Source organism: Acidiferrobacter sp. SPIII_3 (assembly GCF_003184265.1).
In the GTDB taxonomy this organism is placed as follows: domain Bacteria; phylum Pseudomonadota; class Gammaproteobacteria; order Acidiferrobacterales; family Acidiferrobacteraceae; genus Acidiferrobacter.
Genome location: NZ_CP027663.1, coordinates 2,403,849 through 2,423,604, shown reverse-complemented (window position 1 = coordinate 2,423,604; position 19,756 = coordinate 2,403,849). Strand labels below are relative to the sequence as shown.

General features: G+C 65.5%; 17 protein-coding genes and 1 pseudogene. 16 read left to right on the top strand and 2 right to left on the bottom strand.

Annotation, left to right across the window (positions count from 1 at the left end):
- Nucleotides 1-144: 144 nt before the first annotated feature.
- Together C4901_RS12150 and C4901_RS19495 are read right to left on the bottom strand one after the other, a co-directional pair.
- Nucleotides 145-1,221: an ISAs1 family transposase gene (locus C4901_RS12150; RefSeq protein ID WP_110137560.1), complete on the bottom strand. Its 1,077-nt coding sequence runs from the start codon at nucleotides 1,219-1,221 to the stop codon at nucleotides 145-147.
- Between the two features lie 73 nt (nucleotides 1,222-1,294).
- Nucleotides 1,295-1,495, bottom strand: a pseudogene (locus C4901_RS19495) (Druantia anti-phage system protein DruA); the annotation flags it as partial.
- Between the two features lie 501 nt (nucleotides 1,496-1,996).
- Between C4901_RS19495 and gyrA the strand changes: the two are divergent.
- The 16 genes from gyrA to C4901_RS12065 all read left to right on the top strand — a co-directional run bounded on the left by gyrA (nucleotide 1,997) and on the right by C4901_RS12065 (nucleotide 19,652).
- Nucleotides 1,997-4,603 carry a DNA gyrase subunit A gene (gyrA, locus tag C4901_RS12140; protein WP_110137558.1) on the top strand — a complete coding sequence of 869 codons (2,607 nt, stop codon included), beginning with the start codon at nucleotides 1,997-1,999 and terminating at the stop codon, nucleotides 4,601-4,603.
- Complete coding sequence (gene serC, locus C4901_RS12135; protein WP_110137557.1) at nucleotides 4,587-5,672, top strand: 3-phosphoserine/phosphohydroxythreonine transaminase; 1,086 nt, start codon at nucleotides 4,587-4,589, stop codon at nucleotides 5,670-5,672. Before gyrA ends, serC begins: the two co-directional genes overlap by 17 nt.
- Nucleotides 5,672-6,841, top strand: a complete 1,170-nt coding sequence (locus tag C4901_RS12130; RefSeq protein WP_110137556.1) for a phosphoglycerate dehydrogenase — start codon at nucleotides 5,672-5,674, stop codon at nucleotides 6,839-6,841. Before serC ends, C4901_RS12130 begins: the two co-directional genes overlap by 1 nt.
- Before the next feature lie 4 nt (nucleotides 6,842-6,845).
- On the top strand, nucleotides 6,846-7,940 hold the full coding sequence (gene pheA, locus C4901_RS12125) for a prephenate dehydratase (protein ID WP_110137555.1): 1,095 nt from the start codon (nucleotides 6,846-6,848) through the stop codon (nucleotides 7,938-7,940).
- 37 nt (nucleotides 7,941-7,977) lie between these two features.
- On the top strand, nucleotides 7,978-9,081 hold the full coding sequence (hisC, locus tag C4901_RS12120) for a histidinol-phosphate transaminase (protein WP_110138638.1): 1,104 nt from the start codon (nucleotides 7,978-7,980) through the stop codon (nucleotides 9,079-9,081).
- Nucleotides 9,078-9,974: a prephenate dehydrogenase/arogenate dehydrogenase family protein gene (locus C4901_RS12115; protein WP_110137554.1), complete on the top strand. Its 897-nt coding sequence runs from the start codon at nucleotides 9,078-9,080 to the stop codon at nucleotides 9,972-9,974. Before hisC ends, C4901_RS12115 begins: the two co-directional genes overlap by 4 nt.
- A complete protein-coding gene (gene aroA, locus C4901_RS12110) occupies nucleotides 9,961-11,277 on the top strand; it encodes a 3-phosphoshikimate 1-carboxyvinyltransferase (RefSeq protein WP_110137553.1) in 1,317 nt (438 codons plus the stop codon). The genes C4901_RS12115 and aroA overlap by 14 nt, the downstream gene beginning before the upstream one ends.
- Nucleotides 11,274-11,942 carry a (d)CMP kinase gene (gene cmk, locus C4901_RS12105; protein ID WP_110137552.1) on the top strand — a complete coding sequence of 223 codons (669 nt, stop codon included), beginning with the start codon at nucleotides 11,274-11,276 and terminating at the stop codon, nucleotides 11,940-11,942. The genes aroA and cmk overlap by 4 nt, the downstream gene beginning before the upstream one ends.
- Before the next feature lie 88 nt (nucleotides 11,943-12,030).
- Nucleotides 12,031-13,704 carry a 30S ribosomal protein S1 gene (gene rpsA / locus C4901_RS12100; RefSeq protein WP_110137551.1) on the top strand — a complete coding sequence of 558 codons (1,674 nt, stop codon included), beginning with the start codon at nucleotides 12,031-12,033 and terminating at the stop codon, nucleotides 13,702-13,704.
- Nucleotides 13,705-13,719: 15 nt separating this feature from the next.
- Nucleotides 13,720-13,998: an integration host factor subunit beta gene (locus C4901_RS12095; protein WP_110137550.1), complete on the top strand. Its 279-nt coding sequence runs from the start codon at nucleotides 13,720-13,722 to the stop codon at nucleotides 13,996-13,998.
- Between the two features lie 81 nt (nucleotides 13,999-14,079).
- Complete coding sequence (locus C4901_RS12090) at nucleotides 14,080-14,376, top strand: lipopolysaccharide assembly LapA domain-containing protein (protein WP_110137549.1); 297 nt, start codon at nucleotides 14,080-14,082, stop codon at nucleotides 14,374-14,376.
- Nucleotides 14,366-15,541: a lipopolysaccharide assembly protein LapB gene (gene lapB, locus C4901_RS12085; RefSeq protein ID WP_110137548.1), complete on the top strand. Its 1,176-nt coding sequence runs from the start codon at nucleotides 14,366-14,368 to the stop codon at nucleotides 15,539-15,541. Before C4901_RS12090 ends, lapB begins: the two co-directional genes overlap by 11 nt.
- Nucleotides 15,531-16,250, top strand: a complete 720-nt coding sequence (gene pyrF, locus C4901_RS12080; RefSeq protein ID WP_110137547.1) for an orotidine-5'-phosphate decarboxylase — start codon at nucleotides 15,531-15,533, stop codon at nucleotides 16,248-16,250. Before lapB ends, pyrF begins: the two co-directional genes overlap by 11 nt.
- 8 nt (nucleotides 16,251-16,258) lie before the next feature.
- Entirely contained in the window at nucleotides 16,259-17,230 is a 972-nt protein-coding gene (gene rfaE1 / locus C4901_RS12075; RefSeq protein WP_240611765.1) for a D-glycero-beta-D-manno-heptose-7-phosphate kinase, read from the top strand.
- Nucleotides 17,227-18,225, top strand: a complete 999-nt coding sequence (gene rfaD, locus C4901_RS12070; protein WP_110137545.1) for an ADP-glyceromanno-heptose 6-epimerase — start codon at nucleotides 17,227-17,229, stop codon at nucleotides 18,223-18,225. The genes rfaE1 and rfaD overlap by 4 nt, the downstream gene beginning before the upstream one ends.
- Nucleotides 18,226-18,239: 14 nt before the next feature.
- Nucleotides 18,240-19,652, top strand: a complete 1,413-nt coding sequence (locus tag C4901_RS12065; protein ID WP_110137544.1) for a mannose-1-phosphate guanylyltransferase/mannose-6-phosphate isomerase — start codon at nucleotides 18,240-18,242, stop codon at nucleotides 19,650-19,652.
- Nucleotides 19,653-19,756 lie beyond the last annotated feature (104 nt).

Below are 19,756 nucleotides of genomic sequence, written 5' to 3'. Positions count from 1 at the left end.
CGTGATCGAGGAAACCTGCCTTAAACACCGTGCCTTCAGCACGCTCTTGTGATCAGGCCTCGATCAGCGGATTCCATCAGGGACAGAGGGGTATCCCTCATACAAAGTCCGGATGTATGACAGCAATCTTTACCTTACTGACCGTCATAACGTGAAGGCTTGGCAAATAGGGGGCGACCATGTATGTTTTCTGACGTGGAAGATCTCGCGCTCCACGCAGGCCACCTGGGCCGCATAGGGAAACGTCACATACCCATTGAGCTTATCGCTCACCCAGATACGTCGGGTCTCCACGCGCCCATGGGCCTTATCCGTCGTCACGTGCTGAGGGGGAAAGGCCTCCCGATGGAGGCCTTCGATGTCGGCTTTGAGCGTAGGCTGATTGTCTTTAACAGTGAAGAGGTAGTGCGCCTGCTTGTCCTCGACCACATAACGGGCGGTCTCTGTTTGGGTATGCAGGGCGTCCGCGGTCACCACCCGACCCGCCAAGGTCAAGGGGTCGAGCAAGGGCTTTACCGCCTTCTGCTCACTCGCCTTGTCGGCCACCTCCACTTGATTGAAGACCACATGGCTCGTGTGCCCGAACGCAGCGACCAGTTGCCGTGCATGACCCCCATCCTGCGATCCCCGTAAGGTTTTGCCATCGAGTGCCACCGGTTCCTCGGCTACGCCCTGCGTGTGCAGCCAATCCCCGAGCTTCTCCTCCAGGGCCGCGATATCGATCGTCTGCAACAGGCGGCGAATGGTGGGCTCGGACGGGGGTTCATAGCGGCCATCGGCGGTCCTACGGCACCGCAACCGACGCAGCATCGCAGGCGGGAGGCGTTTGACCCATTCGCCGATGGCCGTCGGTCCCTGCGCCCCGCTGATCACGGCACAGAGGATGATGGCGATGAGCGAGCGCTGGCTGTGGCGCAGCCCGCGCCTCGCACGGGGGTCTTCCAAGGACCCCAGACGCGCAAAGAGTGCGGCTGCGTCCACGTCGGTCAGGGTCATGGTCTTCATCTCCTGGCGGGGTAGGTCTGGGTGCGGGCGTGGCGATGAGAGGATCAGCCGGGCCTTTTTATGGAGGGGGTACACCCAGATCCGCTTAGGGGCCCCATGGGCGACATAGGTATCGTTGGATTTGGCAAAGCCGCGCGTGGGCCCGAGTTCGATCCAGTTGGCCGCCCGGTAGCAGGTGCCGGCAAAGCGCGCCGGATCGATGAAGGTCCAGGCCAAGCAGAAGGCCGTGGCCGTGGACCGCCTGCCAATCCGCCGAGAGACGCGCGAGATTCTGGCCCAGAATCCGCGAGGCGAGGTTCCGCACCTGTACGCCCGGCAGGATCAGGAAGCGGGCATTGTTGGCGATGAGCCCAATACGTTGCCACTGCAAGGCCTTCGCCCAGCCGATCCAGGCATCCCGCGGGGCGCACTTCAAGGCCGCCGACGCCCAGCCTACGAGCGCCAGCCACTGGCCATCCGCCTCCGCCCCCACACGGAGGGGGTTGTCCATCCCCACACGGAGGGGGTTGTCCACCCCCACACGGAGGGGGTTGTCCACCCCACACGGAGGGGGTTGTCCACCCCCACACGGAGGGGGTTGTCCACCCCCACACGGAGGGGGTTGTCCACCCCCACACGGAGGGGGTTGTCCACCACATAGCGCAGACTGCGCCCCACGAGCGCGGCAAGCCCCAGGTAATGGTGGGCGCGCATCAAGCGGTCCCACTCGGCGCGTTCGCCCGGACGGATCAGGCGCACGCGCACGTGCGACACATCCACCCCCCCCATCTTGGCCCGGATCGTTCATGCCCTCCGTTATAGCAGAGGCGAGCCCCAAAAGCCAGCGGATTCGGATGCCCTTCGCCTCATCAAGAACTTGGGGAGGTGAATGACGGGGCCCTGTGTTGGAAGAGGCTCCGCCTTTGGTGTACCGGCCGTTTATGGTATGCTGAGGAACTATCTTTGAAAGCCCCCTTAAGAGGTCCTAAGGCCGCAGCGCGGCCCAAACCCGATGGATCAATTCGCTAAAGAAACCATCCCGGTCAATCTCGAAGAGGAGATGCGTCAGTCGTACCTGGATTACGCCATGAGCGTGATCGTGGGGCGCGCCCTCCCGGACGTGCGCGACGGTCTGAAGCCCGTCCATCGGCGCGTGCTGTTTGCCATGCGCGAACTTTCCAACGACTGGAATCGCCCCTACAAGAAGTCGGCGCGCGTGGTGGGTGATGTCATCGGTAAATACCATCCACACGGGGACACGGCGGTCTACGACACCATCGTGCGCATGGCCCAGACCTTCTCGATGCGCTACCCGCTGGTCGACGGCCAGGGGAATTTCGGGTCGGTGGACGGCGATGCCCCGGCGGCCATGCGTTACACCGAGATCCGTATGGCGCGTGTGGCCCACGAGCTGCTCGCCGATCTCGACAAGGAGACGGTGGACTTCGCGCCGAACTACGACGGGTCGGAACATGAGCCGTCGGTGCTGCCCACCGCCATACCGAATCTGCTTGTCAACGGCTCCTCGGGGATCGCGGTCGGCATGGCGACCAACATCCCGCCGCACAACCTCTCCGAGGTCATAAACGCCCTGCTGGCATTGATCGCAAACCCCGACCTCTCGGTCGAGGCCCTGATGGTCCATATCCCGGGCCCGGACTTTCCGACGGCGGCGATCATTAATGGCAACGCCGGTATCCGCGAGGCCTATGTCACCGGACGCGGCAAGATCTATGTGCGCTCGCGCGTGGAGATCGAGGAGGAACGCCCCGGACATCGCCAGGCGCTGATCGTAAACGAGCTCCCTTATCAGGTGAACAAGGCCCGTCTGCTCGAAAAGATCGCCGAGCTCGTCAAGGAAGGGCGGCTCGAGGGCATCGCGGAGCTGCGCGATGAGTCCGATAAATCGGGCATGCGCATGGTGATCGAGCTAAAGCGCGGCGAGAATGCCGAGGTCATCCTGAACAATCTCTACCAGCAGACCGCCCTGCAGACCGTGTTCGGCATCAATATGGTGGCCCTCGAGGACGGTCAGCCGCGCCTTCTGAGTCTCCCGCAGATCCTGAAGGCCTTTTTGAGTCATCGCCGCGAGGTCGTCACGCGGCGTACGCTCTATGAGTTGCGCAAATCGCGTGAGCGCGCCCATATCCTAGAGGGTCTCGCGGTCGCGCTCGAGAATATCGACGCCATCATCGCCCTGATCAAGGCCGCGCCGGACCCGGCGACCGCCCGTCAGGCACTGCTCGGGCGCCCCTGGTCGGCCCGCTTCGTCGCCGATTTGTTGCGCCATGCCGGCCCCCATTCGCGCCTGGAGGGCCTGCCGGCCGACGTCGGCCTGCTCGAAGACCGCTATGTGCTGACCGAGACCCAGGCCCAGGCCATCCTTGATCTGCGGCTCCACCGCCTGACGGGTCTGGAGCAGGACAAGATCCACGAGGAGTATCAGGAGATCCTGCGCAAGATCGAGGGCCTGTCCGAGATCCTGCGTAGTGAAGCGCGGCTCATGACGGTCATCGCCGAGGAGCTCGCCGCGATCAAGGCCCAGTACGGAGACGAGCGGCGCACCGAGATCCTCGCCGGGCGGCTCGACTTGAGTCGCGAGGACCTGATCGCCCAGGAGACGGTGGTCGTCACCCTGTCGCATGCCGGCTATGCGAAGTGCCAGCCGCTGGCCGATTATCGGGCACAGCGGCGCGGGGGCAAAGGACGCAGCTTCGGGCGCATGCGCGAGGAGGATTTCGTGGACCGCCTGGTGGTCGCCAACACTCATGACACGGTGCTGTGTTTCTCGAACCGCGGCAAGGCCTATTGGCTCAAGGTCTATGACCTGCCGCAGACCGGGCACGGGGCCCAGGGGCGGCCGATCGTGAATTTCCTGCCGCTCGCAGAGGGCGAGAAGCTCACTGCGATCCTGCCGCTTGCGGCATTCGAGGAAGGCAAGTCGGTGTTTATGGCGACCTCCGACGGGACCGTGAAGAAGACGCCGCTCGCCGATTTCTCGCGCCCGCGCACGAGTGGGATCGTGGCCATAGATCTGGTCGACGGCAACGTGCTGGTGGGCGCGGGCATCGCCAACGGCAATAGTGATATCCTTCTTTTCAGCGATGCTGGCAAGGCCGTGCGCTTTCAGGAAAGCGATGTGCGCTCCATGGGCCGCAACGCCCGCGGGGTGCGGGGCTTGAGCCTGCGCGAGGGTCAACGGGTAGTGTCGTTGATGATCGCCGATCCGGCGGCGGGGGATCAGGTGGTGCTGGTGGCGAGCGCCAACGGCTACGGCAAGCGCACGCCATTCTCTGAATTCCCGCGCCACAATCGCGGCGGTCAGGGTGTCATATCCATGCAGGTGACCGAGCGCAACGGCGCGATCGTGGGAGCGGTGCTGGCGGGCGACGACGACGAGGTCATGATGATCACCGATACGGGAAGCCTGATCCGTATGTGCGCCCGGGAGATATCCCTGCAAAGCCGCAACACGCAGGGGGTACGGTTGATGGGGCTCGACGCCAACGAGCGTCTGGTGAGCGTGGAGAAGATCGAGGAGACCGCCGCTCTTGGTAGCGAGGTCGGGGCGGAAACGCAGGCGATGGATGCGGGAGATGACGATGGCGCGGATCTTTAATTTCGGGGCGGGACCTGCGGTCATGCCGCAGGCGGTGCTACGCAAGGCCCAGGAGGAGCTGGTCGACTGGCACGGCAGCGGGATGTCGGTCATGGAGATGAGCCACCGGGGCAAGGAGTTTCTGGATATCGCCGCGCGCGCCGAGACGTCCCTGCGTGTACTCATGGGTATCCCGGACTCCTACAAGGTGCTGTTCCTTCAGGGCGGCGCATCCCTGCAGTTCGCCATGGTGCCCATCAACCTGTTGCGCGGCAAGAACCGCGCCGATTACCTCCATACCGGTGAATGGTCCAAGAAGGCCATTGCCGAGGCGCGGCGCTTTGGCGAGGTGAATGTCGTGGCAAGCGGCGAGGCCAGTGGTTTCACGGACATCCCCGCGGTCGGTGACTGGCGGCTCGATCCGCAGGCGGCCTACCTCCATTACACCCCCAACGAGACCATAGGCGGGGTGGAATTCCCATTCATTCCCGATGCCGGCGCGGTACCGTTGGTCGCGGATATGTCCTCGACCATTTTGTCGCGGCCGGTCGATGTGAGCCGCTTCGGCCTCATCTATGCCGGCGCGCAAAAGAACATCGGACCGTCGGGCCTGACCGTGGTGATCGTGCGCGAGGACCTCGTGGGTCAGGCGCTCCCGGGCATGCCGATCATGCTCGATTACCGGACCCACGCCGACAATGATTCGATGTACAACACCCCGCCGACCTTCCCCATCTACATGGCCGGTCTGGTCTTCGACTGGCTCAAGGAACAGGGTGGTCTTGCCGGCATGGCGCGCGTGAACGAGCGTAAGGCACGGCTCCTGTATGACGCCATCGAAGGGTCGGGGGGATTTTATGCCTGCCCGGTGGCCAAGACCTGCCGGTCGTGGATGAACGTCCCATTCACCCTGAAAGACGCCGGTCTCGACGAGGTGTTTCTGAAGGAATCCAAGGCCGCGGGCCTGCTCCAGTTGAAGGGGCACCGCTCCGTGGGTGGTATGCGCGCCAGCCTCTACAATGCGATGCCGGAGGAAGGGGTGGCGGCGCTCGTCGACTTCATGCGGGACTTCGCGCGGAGACACGGCTGATGTTCAAGGTCCGGACGCTGAATCAGATTTCGCCGCTGGGCCTCGCGCGTTTCGATGCCAAACGCTTTCATGTGGGCGCCGATGTCGATGACGCGGATGCCATCATGGTGCGCTCGTTCAAGATGCACGACATGCCGCTGCCGGCGCGGCTCAAGGCCGTGGGGCGCGCGGGGGCCGGGGTGAACAACATCCCGGTGGCGGCGTTGAGCCAGCGTGGCGTGCCGGTCTTCAACGCCCCGGGCGCCAATGCCAACGCCGTGAAGGAGTTGGTGGTCGCCGGGCTGCTGATCGCTGCGCGCAACCTGCGCGGGGCGTGGGAGTTTGCGGCCACGCTCGAGGGGAGCGATGCCGAGATCAGCCGCGCGGTGGAGGCCGGCAAGAAGGCCTATGCCGGGTTCGAGCTGCCGGGGCGGGTCCTGGGAGTCGTGGGTCTGGGCGCGATCGGACGGCTGGTCGCCCATGCCGGCCTTTCGCTTGGCATGAGGGTCATAGGTTTCGATCCCGAACTGACGGTGGAAGGGGCCTGGCAGCTGTCGGCGGAGGTCCAGAAGGCCGCCAGTGTCGCGGCGCTCCTGCGTGAGGCGGATTTCGTGAGTTTTCATGTGCCGCTCGTCGATGCCACGCGCCATATGATCAATGCCGAGACCGTAGGGCTCCTTAAGTCCACGGCGACGGTGCTCAACTTCGCGCGTGAGGGGGTCGTCGACGATGACGCCGTGGTTGCCGCCCTGGACGCCGGGCGCCTGCACGCCTATCTGTGTGATTTCCCGACCAACCACGTAAAGGGCCACCCGAAGGTGGTGGCGCTGCCGCACTTGGGCGCGTCGACCCGGGAGGCCGAGGACAATTGCGCAATCATGGTGGCCGAAGAGCTGCGCGACTTTTTGGAGAATGGCAACATCCGCAACGCGGTGAACTTTCCCGAGGTCGTGGTGGCGCGGGAAGGGGTATGCCGACTGGTGGTGGCCAATGCCAATGTGCCCAATATGGTCGGGCAGATCTCGACCTCCATGGCCCGCGCCGGACTCAATATCCATAACCTCGTCAATAAATCGCGCGGCGATCTCGCCTATACGCTCGTCGATCTCGATAGCGCGCTTCCCGATGCGGTGTATGACGAGATTGCGGCCATTCCGGGCGTGATGTCGGTGCGCAGAATCTCGGCCTGAAGCCATGTCTGAGCGTCCTGACGATCCCGAGTGGCGACTGGATGAGCACCGTGCCCGCATAGATGCCATAGATGAGCAGATCCAGGGTCTGCTCGCGGACCGCGCGCGGACCGCGCAGGAGATCGCGCGGGTCAAGGAGGCCTGCGGCGATGCGGTGTTCTATCGCCCGGAGCGCGAACGGCAGGTGTTGGCCCGCGTGCGTGCGCGCCATAAGGGACCGCTGCCCGAAGAGGACGTGCTGCGCATCTTCCGGGAGATCATGGGGACTTGTCTGGCCCTGGAGCAGACCTTGGCCGTGGCGTATTTCGGGCCCGAGGGGAGCTTTACGGAAGGCGCCCTACGCAAGCATTTCGGGGGCGCGGTGGCGGCGTTGCCGCAGGCCACCATCGCCGAGGTGTTCCGTGCGGTGACCGCCAAGACCGCGGACTTCGGCGTCGTCCCGGTGGAGAATTCGGCCGAGGGGATCGTCAATCATACGCACGACCTGCTCATGCGTTCGCCGCTTGTGATCGTGGGCGAGGTGGTGTTGCGGGTCCACCATCAATTGCTGGCGCGCGCGCAGGGACTAGACGAGATCACGCACGTCGCCGCCCATCCCCAGGCCCTGGCCCAGTGCCGCGGATGGATAGAGCGGCATCTCGCCCATTGTGAGCAGGTGGCGGTATCGAACAATGCCGAGGCGGCGCGGCGCGCGGCCTCGGAATCGCATCTGGCGGCGATCGCCTCGCGCGAGGCCGCCGCCCACTGGGGCCTGCCGATCCTGGCGGAGAACATCGAGGACGCCCCCGACAACGCCACACGGTTTTTTGTGATCGGCCGGCATGCCGTGGGGTCGAGCGGGCAGGACAAGACCAGTCTGTTGCTGACCGCCCCCCATACCCCGGGCTCCCTGCATGCGCTGCTCGAACCGTTCGCGCGGCGTGGCATAAGCCTTTTGCGCATCGAGTCGCGCCCCGCGCAGCGGGCCTTGTGGGAGTATGTGTTTTTCGTGGATATCGCAGGCCACGAGAGGGACCCGGTGATCGAGGAGGCGTTGGCCGAACTCGAGCAGCGCGGGGGGGTCGTGCGACGCCTTGGCTCTTACCCCCAGGCGGTCTAGCGGCGCAACCCTGACGAGAACGGAGAGTGTGATGGCGATGGCATGTGACCCCGTGATCCTGGCGGCGCCCGGCGTCCGCGGCCTGGTGCCCTACCAGCCGGGCAAGCCCATAGAGGAGCTGGAGCGCGAACTGGGCGTGACCGGGGCGGTCAAGCTCGCCTCGAACGAGAACCCCTATGGCCCGGGAGCGAAGGCGAAAGCGGCGGCTGCGGCGGCCTTGGCGCAGATGGAACGTTATCCCGACGGCGGCGGCTTTGCCTTGAAGCGTGCCTTGGCGCAACACCTCGGGGTGTCGGAGCGCCAGATCACGCTCGGTAACGGATCCAATGACGTCCTGGAACTCATCGCCCGTACCTTTCTTTGTCCAGGCGAGACCGCGCTTTGTGATGAGTACGCCTTTGCCGCCTACCCGATCAGTGTGCGCGGGATAGGGGCGCATATGATCCAGGTGCCATCGCGCGCCTACGCCCATGACCTCGATGCCATGGCGCACGCCTTGAGTCCGAGTGTGCGCATGGTGTTTTTGGCCAACCCCAACAATCCGACCGGTACGTGGTTTGGCCAAGATGAACTCGCGGCCTTTCTGGCGGCGGTGCCGGCATCGACGATCGTGGTCCTGGACGAGGCCTATCTCGAATATGTGACCGAGCCGGGCTACCCGGACGGCTGTGGGTTCCTGGCCCGCCACCCGAATCTCGTGGTTGTGCGGACGTTCTCCAAGATCCACGGGCTTGCGGGCCTAAGGGTCGGCTATGCCGTGTCCGACCCGGCGCTTGCGGACCTCATGAACCGCCTGCGTCAGCCCTTCAATGTGAATATCGTGGCCCAGGCAGCGGCCGTGGCGGCGCTGTCGGACGAGGCCCATGTGGAACGGATGCGCGCGGTGAACGCCGCCGATCGCACCACGCTCGCCGTGGCCCTCCGGGATCACGGTCTTGGCGTCCTCCCGTCAGTGGGCAATTTCCTGTGCGTCGAGGTGGGTGATGCCGCGCGTCTCTATGAGGCGTTGTTGCGCCAGGGTGTCATCGTCCGGCCGCTTAAGCCCTATGGCATGACCGCGCATCTGCGTATCACAGTCGGGCGGCCCGAGGAGAACGCACGCCTCATGCGCGCCCTCACCGATATCATGAGGGCCGCGTGAATCCCGCGGCACACGAGGCCGTGATCGGCGCCCCCCGGCTTGCGGTCGTGGGCGTGGGTCTCATGGGAGGATCGCTCGCCGCGGCCTTGCGTAACGCCCGGTTCGTGGACCGGATCGTGGGGGTGGACGAGGACCCGCGATCGCTTACGGCGGCGCGCGCCCACGGCCTGATCGATGACACGCAGGATCTCGAGGCGGCGGCGCGCGATGCCGACCTCATGGTGTTGGCGACACCGCTCGGGGCCTTGCCCGGGTTGCTCGCGAGGCTATCCCGGTGCCTGCCGGCGCATGCCGTCGTGACCGACATGGGAAGTGCCAAGCAGTCGGTGGCCGAGGCCGCGCGCGCGCTTGGTCTCACCCGCTTTGTCCCCGGTCACCCCATGGCCGGCGGCGAGTGTTCGGGGCCAGCGGCCGCGCGCGCCGATCTGTTCGCTGGTCGTAGCGTCATCCTGACACCTACGGAGACCACCGACGATGAGGCGGTGCGCGCCGTGCGCACGATGTGGACAGCGGCCGGGGCCCATGTGGTCATGGCTGACGCCGCGACCCACGACCGGCTCGTGGCCTATACGAGCCATCTCCCGCACCTGCTCGCGTTTGCGTGTGCCGAGCTGCTCGCGGAGTACGCGCCGGCCGAGGCGTTGGCGCCATTCACCGGTGCCGGACTCAAGGATTTTTTGCGTATCGCCGGCAGCGATCCCGTCATGTGGCGGGATATCTGTGCGGCCAATGGCGCGTCGCTTGCCCCGGCGCTTGCCGCCTACGCCGAGCGCCTGAAGGGCTATAGTGAGCGTCTGGCGTGCGGGGATTTCGAGGGACTTTTGAGCCATTTCGCGAAGGCCCGGGCGTTTCGTGCCGATTTGATGCGCAGGAGCACCCATGGCAAGCATTGATTACACGGTAAGGAGCGGGGGTCCGCTCACCGGGACGGTGACGGTGGCCGGCGACAAGTCGATCTCGCACCGCGCCGTCATCCTAAGCGCGCTCGCCGAGGGGCGCAGCGAGATTGCGGGTCTCCTCGAGGGCGAGGACGTCCTCGGGACGGTGGCCGCGTTTCGCGCGCTGGGGGTGGCCATCGACGGCCCCCGCGATGGGCGGCTTACGGTCGATGGGGTCGGGCTCCATGGCCTGAAGGCCCCGGTGGGGGCCCTCGATCTCGGCAATTCCGGCACTAGCATGCGTCTGCTCGCGGGACTCTTGGCGGCGCAGCCGTTTGGGGCGCGTCTCATTGGCGATGAATCCCTCATGCGCCGGCCGATGGAGCGGGTGGCGGTGCCGCTGCGATCGATGGGGGCGGTGATCGAGACCGGAGAGGGTGGGCGGCCGCCGCTGCATATCGTGGGGGGGCGGGGCTTGCGCGCGATCGAATATCGTCTGCCGGTGGCCAGCGCCCAGGTGAAGTCGGCGATCCTGCTGGCCGCCCTGTACGCCCGGGGGCGTACGGTGGTGATCGAGCCGGCCCCGAGCCGCGATCATAGCGAGCGCATGTTGGCCGGTTTCGGTTATCCGATTCACCGCGACGGCGCCACGATCACCCTGGAGGGTGGCGCCGGACCCTTGCATCCGGTACGGCTCGATGTCCCCGCGGACCTCTCGTCGGCGGCGTTTTTCCTGGTGGCGGCGAGCATCGTACCGGGGTCTTGTATACGTCTGCCACGGGTTGGCATGAACCCCACTAGGCGGGGTGTGATCGACATCCTGCGCGCCATGGGGGCGCACATCGAGGCCGAGAACGAGACCGTGGCGGGCGGCGAACCGGTCGCCGATCTTGTGGTGCGCGCCGCGCCCTTGCGCGGTATCGCCATACCCCGTGAACTCGTGCCGCTTGCCATCGACGAATTCCCGGCGATCTTCATCGCCGCGGCCTGCGCTCAGGGGACGACGATAGTGCGTGGTGCCGAGGAGTTGCGGGTCAAGGAGAGCGATCGGCTGGCGGTCATGGCGCGGGGTCTGGCAGGTCTCGGGGTGGCCGTGGAGGAATACCCGGACGGGCTTGCCATCAGCGGGACGCCGCTTACGGGCGGGGTCATCGAGTCCGGCGGCGACCACCGGGTGGCGATGGCGTTCGCGGTCGCCGGTCTCAGGGCCGCGGACGCCGTTTCGGTACGCGACTGCCGCAATGTCGCGACCTCATTCCCGGGTTTCGTGGCCTGCGCCAAGGCCGTCGGGTTCGATCTCGAGGTGAGCGCCTCATGATCCCGGTGCTCGCGATCGACGGCCCGTCGGGCTCCGGCAAGGGCGCGGTCGGCATGGGGGTGGCCGAGCGGCTCGGCTGGCATTATCTGGACAGCGGCGCGGTCTACCGCGCCTTGGGTCTTGCGGCCTCATGGGCGCAGGTGGCCTGCGACGACGAGCGTGAGCTGCGCGCGCTCGCCGCCGCGCTCGACCTGCGCTTCGCCGGCGGGGCGGCGGCCGAACCGCAGGTCTATGTCAACGGGCGCGAGTGCAGCGTGGCCCTGCGCGGCCCCGAGGCCGCGGATGCGGCATCCCGGGTGGCGGCGCTCGCGGGCGTGCGTCAGGCGCTCCTGGACCGCCAGCGCGCCGCGCGCAGGTCCCCGGGGCTGGTGGCCGATGGTCGGGACATGGGCAGTCATGTCTTTCCCGATGCCTTCCTGAAGGTTTTTCTGACCGCAAGCCCCGAGGTGCGCGCCGAGCGCCGCTACAATCAGTTGAAGGCAAAGGGGTTCGGTGTTACGCTTCCACAGCTTATACAGGAGATTCGGGAGCGGGACGAGCGCGACGCCAATCGCGCGGTCGCACCGCTCAAGCCAGCCCCAGACGCCGTCGTGCTCGACTCGTCGGCCCTCGGGCTTCAGGACGTCATCAACCGGGTGCTCACCATGGTGAGCCGTTCGGCCTAGTCGTCGTTCATGCACCGGATCAAAGACCAATGGCCGGACGTCCGCTGCCGGCCCAGCCGCCCCTTCGGGGCCTTGAGACCAGAGATACATGAGCCAAAGCTTTGCCGAATTGTTTGAAGAGAGCATGCAGTCCTGCCAGATGCGCCCCGGAAGTCTTATTGTGGGCGAGGTCGTGCATGTCGATGACGAGGTCGTGGTGGTCAATGCCGGCCTTAAGTCGGAAGGCGTGATTCCGACGGAACAGTTCCGCAACGCCAATGGCGAGGTCGGCGTCAAGGCGGGCGACCGGATCGAGGTGGTCATCGAATACATGGAGGACGGCTTCGGCCAGACCCGCCTGTCGCGCGAGAAGGCCTGTCGCGTCAAGGCCTGGGATGTGCTGGAGGAGGCGTTCGAGAAGCAGACGGTCGTGACCGGCATCATGACCGGCAAGGTGAAGGGCGGCTTTACCATAGCGATCGACAGCATTCGCGCGTTCCTGCCCGGTTCGCTGGTGGATGTGCGTCCGGTACGCGATCCGTCCTATCTCGAAGGCAAGGAGCTGGAGTTCAAGGTCATCAAGCTCGACCGCAAGCGCAACAACGTGGTGGTCTCGCGGCGCGCGGTCGTGGAAAACGAGATATCGGCGGAGCGCGACCAGCTGCTCGCGAATCTCGAGGAAGGCCAGATCGTGAAGGGCATCGTGAAGAACCTCACGGATTACGGCGCGTTCGTGGATCTGGGTGGGGTGGATGGGCTTTTGCATATCACCGATCTTGCGTGGAAGCGCGTGAAGCATCCCTCGGAGATGCTCAATATCGGGGATGAGGTCGAGGCCAAGGTCCTGCGCTTCGATCGTGAACGCAACCGCGTGTCACTGGGCTTAAAGCAGCTGGGCGACGACCCGTGGGTCGATCTGGCCCGGCGCTACCCGATCGGGACCCGGATCTTCGGCAAGGTCACGAATATCACGGACTACGGTGCGTTCGTGGAGATCGAGGAAGGCGTCGAGGGCCTGGTCCATGTCTCGGAGATGGATTGGACCAATAAGAATGTGCACCCGACCAAGATCGTGCAGTTGGGTGACGAGGTCGAGGCCATGATCCTCGACATCGACGAGGAGCGCCGACGCATCTCGCTTGGCATCAAGCAATGCCAGCCCAATCCCTGGGAGGAATTCGCGGCCTCGCACAACAAGGGCGACCTCGTGAAGGGTCAGATCAAGTCGATCACCGACTTCGGGGTATTCGTGGGGCTCGAGGGGGGTATCGACGGGTTGATTCACCTGACGGATCTGTCGTGGAGCCGCGCCGGGGAAGAGGCGGTTCGTGACCTGAAAAAGGGCGATGAACTCGAGGCCGTGGTATTGGCGGTCGATCCCGAGCGCGAGCGGATCTCGCTTGGTGTGAAGCAGATGGAAGGAGACCCGTTCAATAACTATTGCGCGGAGCACGGCAAGGGCGCGGTGGTGACCGGGGTGGTGACGGCGGTGGATGCCAAGGGCGCGACTGTGAAGCTCGCCGATGACGTCGAGGGCTATCTGCGGGCGGCGGAGGCGGCGCGTGATCGTACCGAGGACGCCCGCGCGGTGTTGAAGGAAGGGGATACGGTCGAGGCCAAGGTCATGACCATAGACCGCAAGAACCGCAAGATCACGCTGTCGGTACGCGCCAAGGACATGGAGCGCGAGAACGAGGCCGTGCAGGAGTATACGCGCAGGGCGCCGCTTGCGACCTCGTCTTTGGGCGACAAGCTGAAAGAGAAGCTCGGGCAGAAGGAGTGATGGGGCTTTAGGGCGATGACGAAGTCGGAACTTATTCAGAGCCTCGTGGCGAGCCAGCCGCAATTGGACCAGCGGGATGTGGAGCTCGCGGTCAAGGGTCTGCTGGAACGTATGTCGAACGCCCTGCAGGCCGGCGAGCGGATCGAGGTGCGCGGGTTTGGCAGCTTCTGTCTGCACCATCGCCCGGCGCGGCTCGGACGCAACCCGAAGACGGGCATGAGCGTGCAGGTGCCGGATCGGCGGGTCCCGCATTTCAAGCCCGGGAAGGAATTGCGGGAGCGCGTCGACCAGTAAGGCCGATCGCTCGGGCGGAATGGGAAAAGAGCGGCATGGGTCGAAGCCCGTGCCGTTTTTTTTGAAGGGGGTACGGTTTCCATGAAACGGGTCCTCTACGGATCGATCGCGGTTCTCGTCGTCCTCATAGGCCTTGGCTTCGCCTATAAGAATGCCGCCGATGTCACCGTACGCTACTACGGGGGGCTCGCGTGGCGGGCACCGCTTGCGCTCGTGCTGGTGGCGGTGCTGGTAATGGGGATCATCCTGGGGTTTCTGGCCGGCGTGAATCGGCTGGTGCGCGTGCGGCGCCAGCTGGCGGTCGCGCGCAAACAGGTGCGCCAGATGGAGCAGGAGGTCGCGAACCTGCGGGCCTTGCCCATAAAAGATGTTCTTTGAACATGCCTCACTGCTTATCTGGCTGCTGCTCCCGCTCGCGGCCGGGTCCGGGTGGGCGGCCGCCCGCTATGACCAAAAGCGTCATCGCGCGCGCAAGGATCTGCCCACGGCCTATTTCAAGGGCCTGAACTTCCTTCTGAACGAGCAGGCCGACAAGGCCATCGAGATCTTCATCAAGGTGCTGGAGGTCAACTCCGAGACCGTCGAGACCCATCTCGCGCTCGGAAGCCTTTTCCGGCGGCGTGGAGAGGTCGAGCGCGCCATCCGCGTTCACCAGAACATCATCGCCCGTCCGGCCCTGGATCGCCACCAGCGGGCGCGGGCGTTGCTCGAGCTCGGACAGGATTACCTGAAGGCGGGGCTCCTCGACCGCGCCGAAAACCTGTTCCTGGAACTCGCCGAGATCCGCCTCCATAACGAGGAGGCCTTGCGGCTTTTGATGCACATCTATCAGCAGGAACGGGACTGGGAGAAGGCGATCAGCGTATGTCGCAGACTCGGCCGCTCCGGCGGCCCGGGTCTGCACGATGTCATCGCGCAGTACTATTGCGAGTTGGCCGAGGAGGCCTATAAACGCAACGAGCATGACGTGGCACGCGAGCAGGCCAGACGGGCGCTCCAGAACGACAGGGCGTGTGTGCGGGCGAGCATGGTTCTTGGTAATATCGAGGCCGACCTCGGCCGCCACAAGGAGGCCATAAAGGCGTGGCGGCGGGTCGAGATCCAAAACCCGCTGTATCTCGGCGAGGTGGCGCAGTCGCTCGCCAAGAGCTACCAGGCGGTGGGTGACGAGGAGGGCCTGTACCGGTTTTTCCAGGAGGCCCTGACGCGGCATCATGACATCGCGCTCATGCTGGTGTTGGCCGATGTGATCGAACGCCGTGAAGGGCAGCGGGCCGCCGAGGCGTTCATCGTGTCGTGGCTGCGCCGCCAACCCTCGGTGCGCGGTCTGAACCGCCTCATAGGGCTGCACTTGGCGCAGGCGTCGGGGGAGTCGCGCGAGGATCTGGCGATCCTGAAGGGGATCATCGAGAGGATCGTCGAGGGCCGCCGCCGCTATCTCTGCCACCAGTGCGGGTTTTCGGGACAGTCCTTGCATTGGCAGTGTCCCGGCTGCCATCGTTGGAACACCGTCACGCCGTCAGGAGAGGACGATGCCGTTTGAGGACCCGACTATCATCGTGGCCCTGGATTTTCCGGAGGCGGGGCCCGCGCTCGCGCTCGCGCGAAGGCTCGATCCGGCGCAGTGCCGGGTCAAGGTCGGTCTCGAACTCTTTAGCGCCGAGGGCCCGGCGATCGTCCGGACCCTGCACGGCCTCGGTCTGGCGGTATTCCTGGACCTCAAATTTCACGACATACCGAACACGGTGGCGAGCGCCTGCGCGCGCGCCGCGGACCTCGGGGTGTGGATGGTCAATGTCCACGCCCTGGGCGGCCCGCGCATGCTGGCCGCGGCGCGCCAGGCGATCCCCGTAGGCGGCCCGCGTCTCATCGGCGTCACGATCCTGACGAGCCATGGCCTCGAGGACCTGGCGGCGCTGGGTCTTGGCGATAGCGGTGAGCGCGTGCGCGGGCTGTCGGTATTGTGTCGCGAGGCGGGCCTGGATGGCGTGGTATGCTCGCCGCGCGAGGCCCCCGGGCTTCAAGACCTGCGCGCCGGCGGTTTCGTGCTGGTCACGCCCGGCATCCGCCCCGAAGGCGCGGCGCCCGACGATCAGCGGCGCACGCGGACGATCCGCGAAGCCCTGGCCGCGGGCGCCGATTATCTGGTCGTGGGTCGGCCGGTGACACGTGCGCCGGACCCGGCGGCGGCGCTTGCGGCGTGCCTCGCCGAGGCCCGCGGGGCGCCCCGGCCCGTGCTTTTCGACACGTAGAGAGAACCGTGGTGACAGATCAGTTTTCCAGGGTATTGGAGCGCATGGCCCGGGCACGGGTCACGGTGGTCGGGGATGTGATGCTCGATCGTTACTGGTACGGAGGGGTGGAGCGGATCTCGCCGGAGGCGCCGGTGCCGGTGGTGGCGGTAGGGCGCGTCGAGGAGCGCCCCGGGGGCGCGGCCAATGTCGCCCAGAATATCGCCGGTATCGGCGCGCAGTGCGTATTGATCGGATTGTGCGGGGCCGATGCCGCCGCCGATTCGCTGGCGGCGCTGCTCGCCGAGTCGGGCGTCGGCCACCGGCTGATCCGCGACCCGCTCGTCAATACCACTGTGAAGCTGCGGGTCGTGTCGCGCAACCAGCAGCTCATCCGCATCGATTTCGAGACCCAGGCGACCCCTGACGGCTGCCGGGATCTGGTGGCGGCCTGCAAGGACGGCCTAGCGGACGCGGGCGCGGTGATCGTCTCGGACTACGGCAAGGGGGGCTTGAATCATGTGCGCGATATCGTCGCCTTCGGGCGCAAGGCCGGGCTGCCGGTGGTGGTCGATCCCAAGGGCGATGATTACCGGCCGTATCACGGGGCCACACTCATCACCCCGAACCGCAAGGAGTTCGAGCAGGTCGCGGGGCGTTTTCATGACGAACACGAACTCGAGCGCAAGGCGCGCGACCTCATCGCGGAACTCTCGCTCGATGCGCTGCTCGTCACGCGCAGCGAGGAGGGCATGACCTTGTTCGAGAAAGACGGCCGGCGCACGCATGTACCGGCCCGTGCCCACGAGGTTTATGACGTGACCGGCGCCGGTGATACCGTGATCGCGATGATAGGCGCCGCGCTCGCGGTCAAGGCGAGTCTCCTCGAGGCCATACACATCGCCAACGCCGCCGCCGGCATCGTGGTCGGACACCAGGGGGCGGTGGCGGTGCCGCGCGATGAGCTAGCGAAGGCCTTGGCCACGGAGGACCAGTCATGATCATTGTCACAGGCGGCGCGGGGTTCATAGGCGCCAATATCGTCAAGGGACTAAACGAGCGCGGTCGTGACGACATCCTCGTGGTCGACAACCTCGAGCACGGCGACAAGTTCCTGAATCTGACGGACTGCGAGATCGCCGATTATCGGGACAAGCGCGATTTCCTGGCGGATATCGACAGGGGCGCCTACGCCGGCCGCGTCGAGGCGATATTCCACGAAGGCGCGTGTTCCGACACCATGAACCACGACGGTCTGTACATGATGCGCAACAATTTCGAGTTCTCGAAGACCTTGCTTGCGTTTTGCGAGCGCGAGGGTGTGCAGTTCCTGTATGCATCCTCGGCCTCGGTCTATGGCGGCGGGCAGGTGTTTCGCGAAGAGCGTGCGATGGAGTCGCCGTTGAACGTCTACGGGTACTCGAAATTCCTCTTCGACCAGTATGTCCGGCGCCACGCCACCGGCGCCTGTCAGGTGGCTGGCTTTCGGTATTTCAATGTCTATGGGCCGCGCGAGCAGCACAAGGGACGCATGGCGTCTGTCGCCTATCACTTCTTCCATCAATATCGTGAGACCGGCCAGGTGCGGTTGTTTGGCGCAAGCGGTGGTTATGCCGCAGGCGAGCAGCGCCGCGATTTCGTGTCGGTCGAGGATATCGTCAAGATCAACCTGCATTTTTTCGAGCACAAGGAATTGAGCGGCATCTATAACGTGGGCACGGGGCGCGCGCAGACCTTCAACGATGTGGCCAGCGCCACGGTGAATGCCATGAGGCGCCATGGCGGCGAGGGACCCTTGACGACCGCCGAGCTCATAAAGCGCGATATCATCACCTATATTCCATTCCCCGAGGCCTTGGTCGGCAAATATCAGAGCTACACACAGGCCGACGTAGGGGCGCTGCGGCAGGCGGGTTACACCGCCTCCACTTACGATGTCGAACAGGGCGTGGGCCGGTATTTGGAGTGGCTGTTGACCCGTCCCCGGGCCGGTTGAACGAGGGTCTTGCCGTGAAACTTCATCCCATTGTGCTGTGCGGCGGCAGCGGCAGCCGGTTGTGGCCGCTGTCGCGCGATGAGCACCCAAAGCAGCTGCTCCCGCTTCTAGGGGGACGCAGCCTCTTGCAGGAGACCGTGTTGCGTCTGGAGGGGCTTGCCGATGTCGCCGCACCGGTGGTGGTCAGCAATGCCCAGTACCGTTTCCTGATCGCCGAACAGATGCGCGAGATCGGCAAGATGCCGTGCCCCTTGTTGCTTGAGCCCGCGGGCCGCAATACCGCCCCGGCGCTCACCCTTGCGGCCTTGCGGGTGCTGGCCGCCGACCCCGAGGCCTTGCTCTTGGCGATGCCGGCCGACCATGCCATGACCGATGCCGCGGGATTTCGCGCGGCGGTCGGCGCGGCACTTGAACTCGCGGCCGCCGGGCGCCTCGTGACCTTCGGGGTGGTGCCCGATGCCCCCGAGACCGGTTATGGGTACATCCGCCGGCAGGCGGGCGGAGAGGTCGCGGAATTCGTGGAAAAGCCCGATCTTACGCGCGCCGAGGCGTTCCTGGCCTCCGGCGATTATCTCTGGAACAGCGGGCTTTTTCTGATGCGCGCGACGCGCTGGATCGAGGAGCTGCGACGCTACCGTCCGGACATCCTGCAGGCCTGCGAGGCGGCGATCACAAGCGGCCGGCAGGATCATGATTTCTTTCATGTCGGGGCCTGTTTCCAGGACTGCCCGGGGGAATCGATCGATTACGCGGTCATGGAGCATACCGGCGAGGCCTCGGTCGTGCCGCTCGCCGCCGGCTGGTCGGATGTCGGCGCCTGGGACGCGCTCTGGGATATCGGCGCCAAGGACGAATATGGCAATGTGGTGCGCGGCGATGTGCTGACGCAGGACTCGCGGGATAATCTCATCGTTGCCGACAACCGGCTGGTGGCGGCGCTTGGCGTGCACGACCTGGTCGTGGTCGAGACCAAGGACGCGGTGCTGGTGGCCCACCGCGCCCGTGCCCAGGAGGTGAAGGAGCTGGTGGTGCGGCTGAAGGCGATGGCGCGCAGCGAATGCACGACGCCAAGCCGCGTGTGGCGGCCCTGGGGGTTCTACGAGTCCCTGGACAACGGCGCCCGCTTTCAGGTCAAGCGCATCATGGTGCGGCCGGGGGCGGCGCTGTCATTGCAGATGCATCACCATCGCGCCGAGCATTGGGTGGTGGTCAAGGGGACCGCGCGCGTCGTGCGCGATCATGAGCAATTCCTGATCACCGAGAACCAGTCCACCTATATTCCGGTGGGCGTGCGCCATCGACTGGAGAACCCAGGCCTGATCCCGCTCGAGATGATCGAGGTGCAATCGGGGAGCTATCTCGGGGAGGACGACATTACGCGTTTCGAGGATATTTACCGACGCATGGAGCCGTCGGTCGGCGGATAGCGGCGGCACCACCGGCCGGCCCGCGCGCCGGGCGGTGCCGCCATGAGACCGTGGCGGGGACCGCCTGGGTCAAAGGGGGCGATGATGCCGGCCGGCCCGCGCGC

Coding starts and splice junctions, on each gene's coding strand:
- gyrA (WP_110137558.1), top strand. CDS start 1,997: ATGGATCAATTCGCTAAAGAAACCATCCCGGTCAATCTCGAAGAGGAG.
- serC (WP_110137557.1), top strand. CDS start 4,587: ATGGCGCGGATCTTTAATTTCGGGGCGGGACCTGCGGTCATGCCGCAG.
- C4901_RS12130 (WP_110137556.1), top strand. CDS start 5,672: ATGTTCAAGGTCCGGACGCTGAATCAGATTTCGCCGCTGGGCCTCGCG.
- pheA (WP_110137555.1), top strand. CDS start 6,846: ATGTCTGAGCGTCCTGACGATCCCGAGTGGCGACTGGATGAGCACCGT.
- hisC (WP_110138638.1), top strand. CDS start 7,978: ATGGCATGTGACCCCGTGATCCTGGCGGCGCCCGGCGTCCGCGGCCTG.
- aroA (WP_110137553.1), top strand. CDS start 9,961: ATGGCAAGCATTGATTACACGGTAAGGAGCGGGGGTCCGCTCACCGGG.
- cmk (WP_110137552.1), top strand. CDS start 11,274: ATGATCCCGGTGCTCGCGATCGACGGCCCGTCGGGCTCCGGCAAGGGC.
- rpsA (WP_110137551.1), top strand. CDS start 12,031: ATGAGCCAAAGCTTTGCCGAATTGTTTGAAGAGAGCATGCAGTCCTGC.
- C4901_RS12095 (WP_110137550.1), top strand. CDS start 13,720: ATGACGAAGTCGGAACTTATTCAGAGCCTCGTGGCGAGCCAGCCGCAA.
- C4901_RS12090 (WP_110137549.1), top strand. CDS start 14,080: ATGAAACGGGTCCTCTACGGATCGATCGCGGTTCTCGTCGTCCTCATA.
- lapB (WP_110137548.1), top strand. CDS start 14,366: ATGTTCTTTGAACATGCCTCACTGCTTATCTGGCTGCTGCTCCCGCTC.
- pyrF (WP_110137547.1), top strand. CDS start 15,531: ATGCCGTTTGAGGACCCGACTATCATCGTGGCCCTGGATTTTCCGGAG.
- rfaD (WP_110137545.1), top strand. CDS start 17,227: ATGATCATTGTCACAGGCGGCGCGGGGTTCATAGGCGCCAATATCGTC.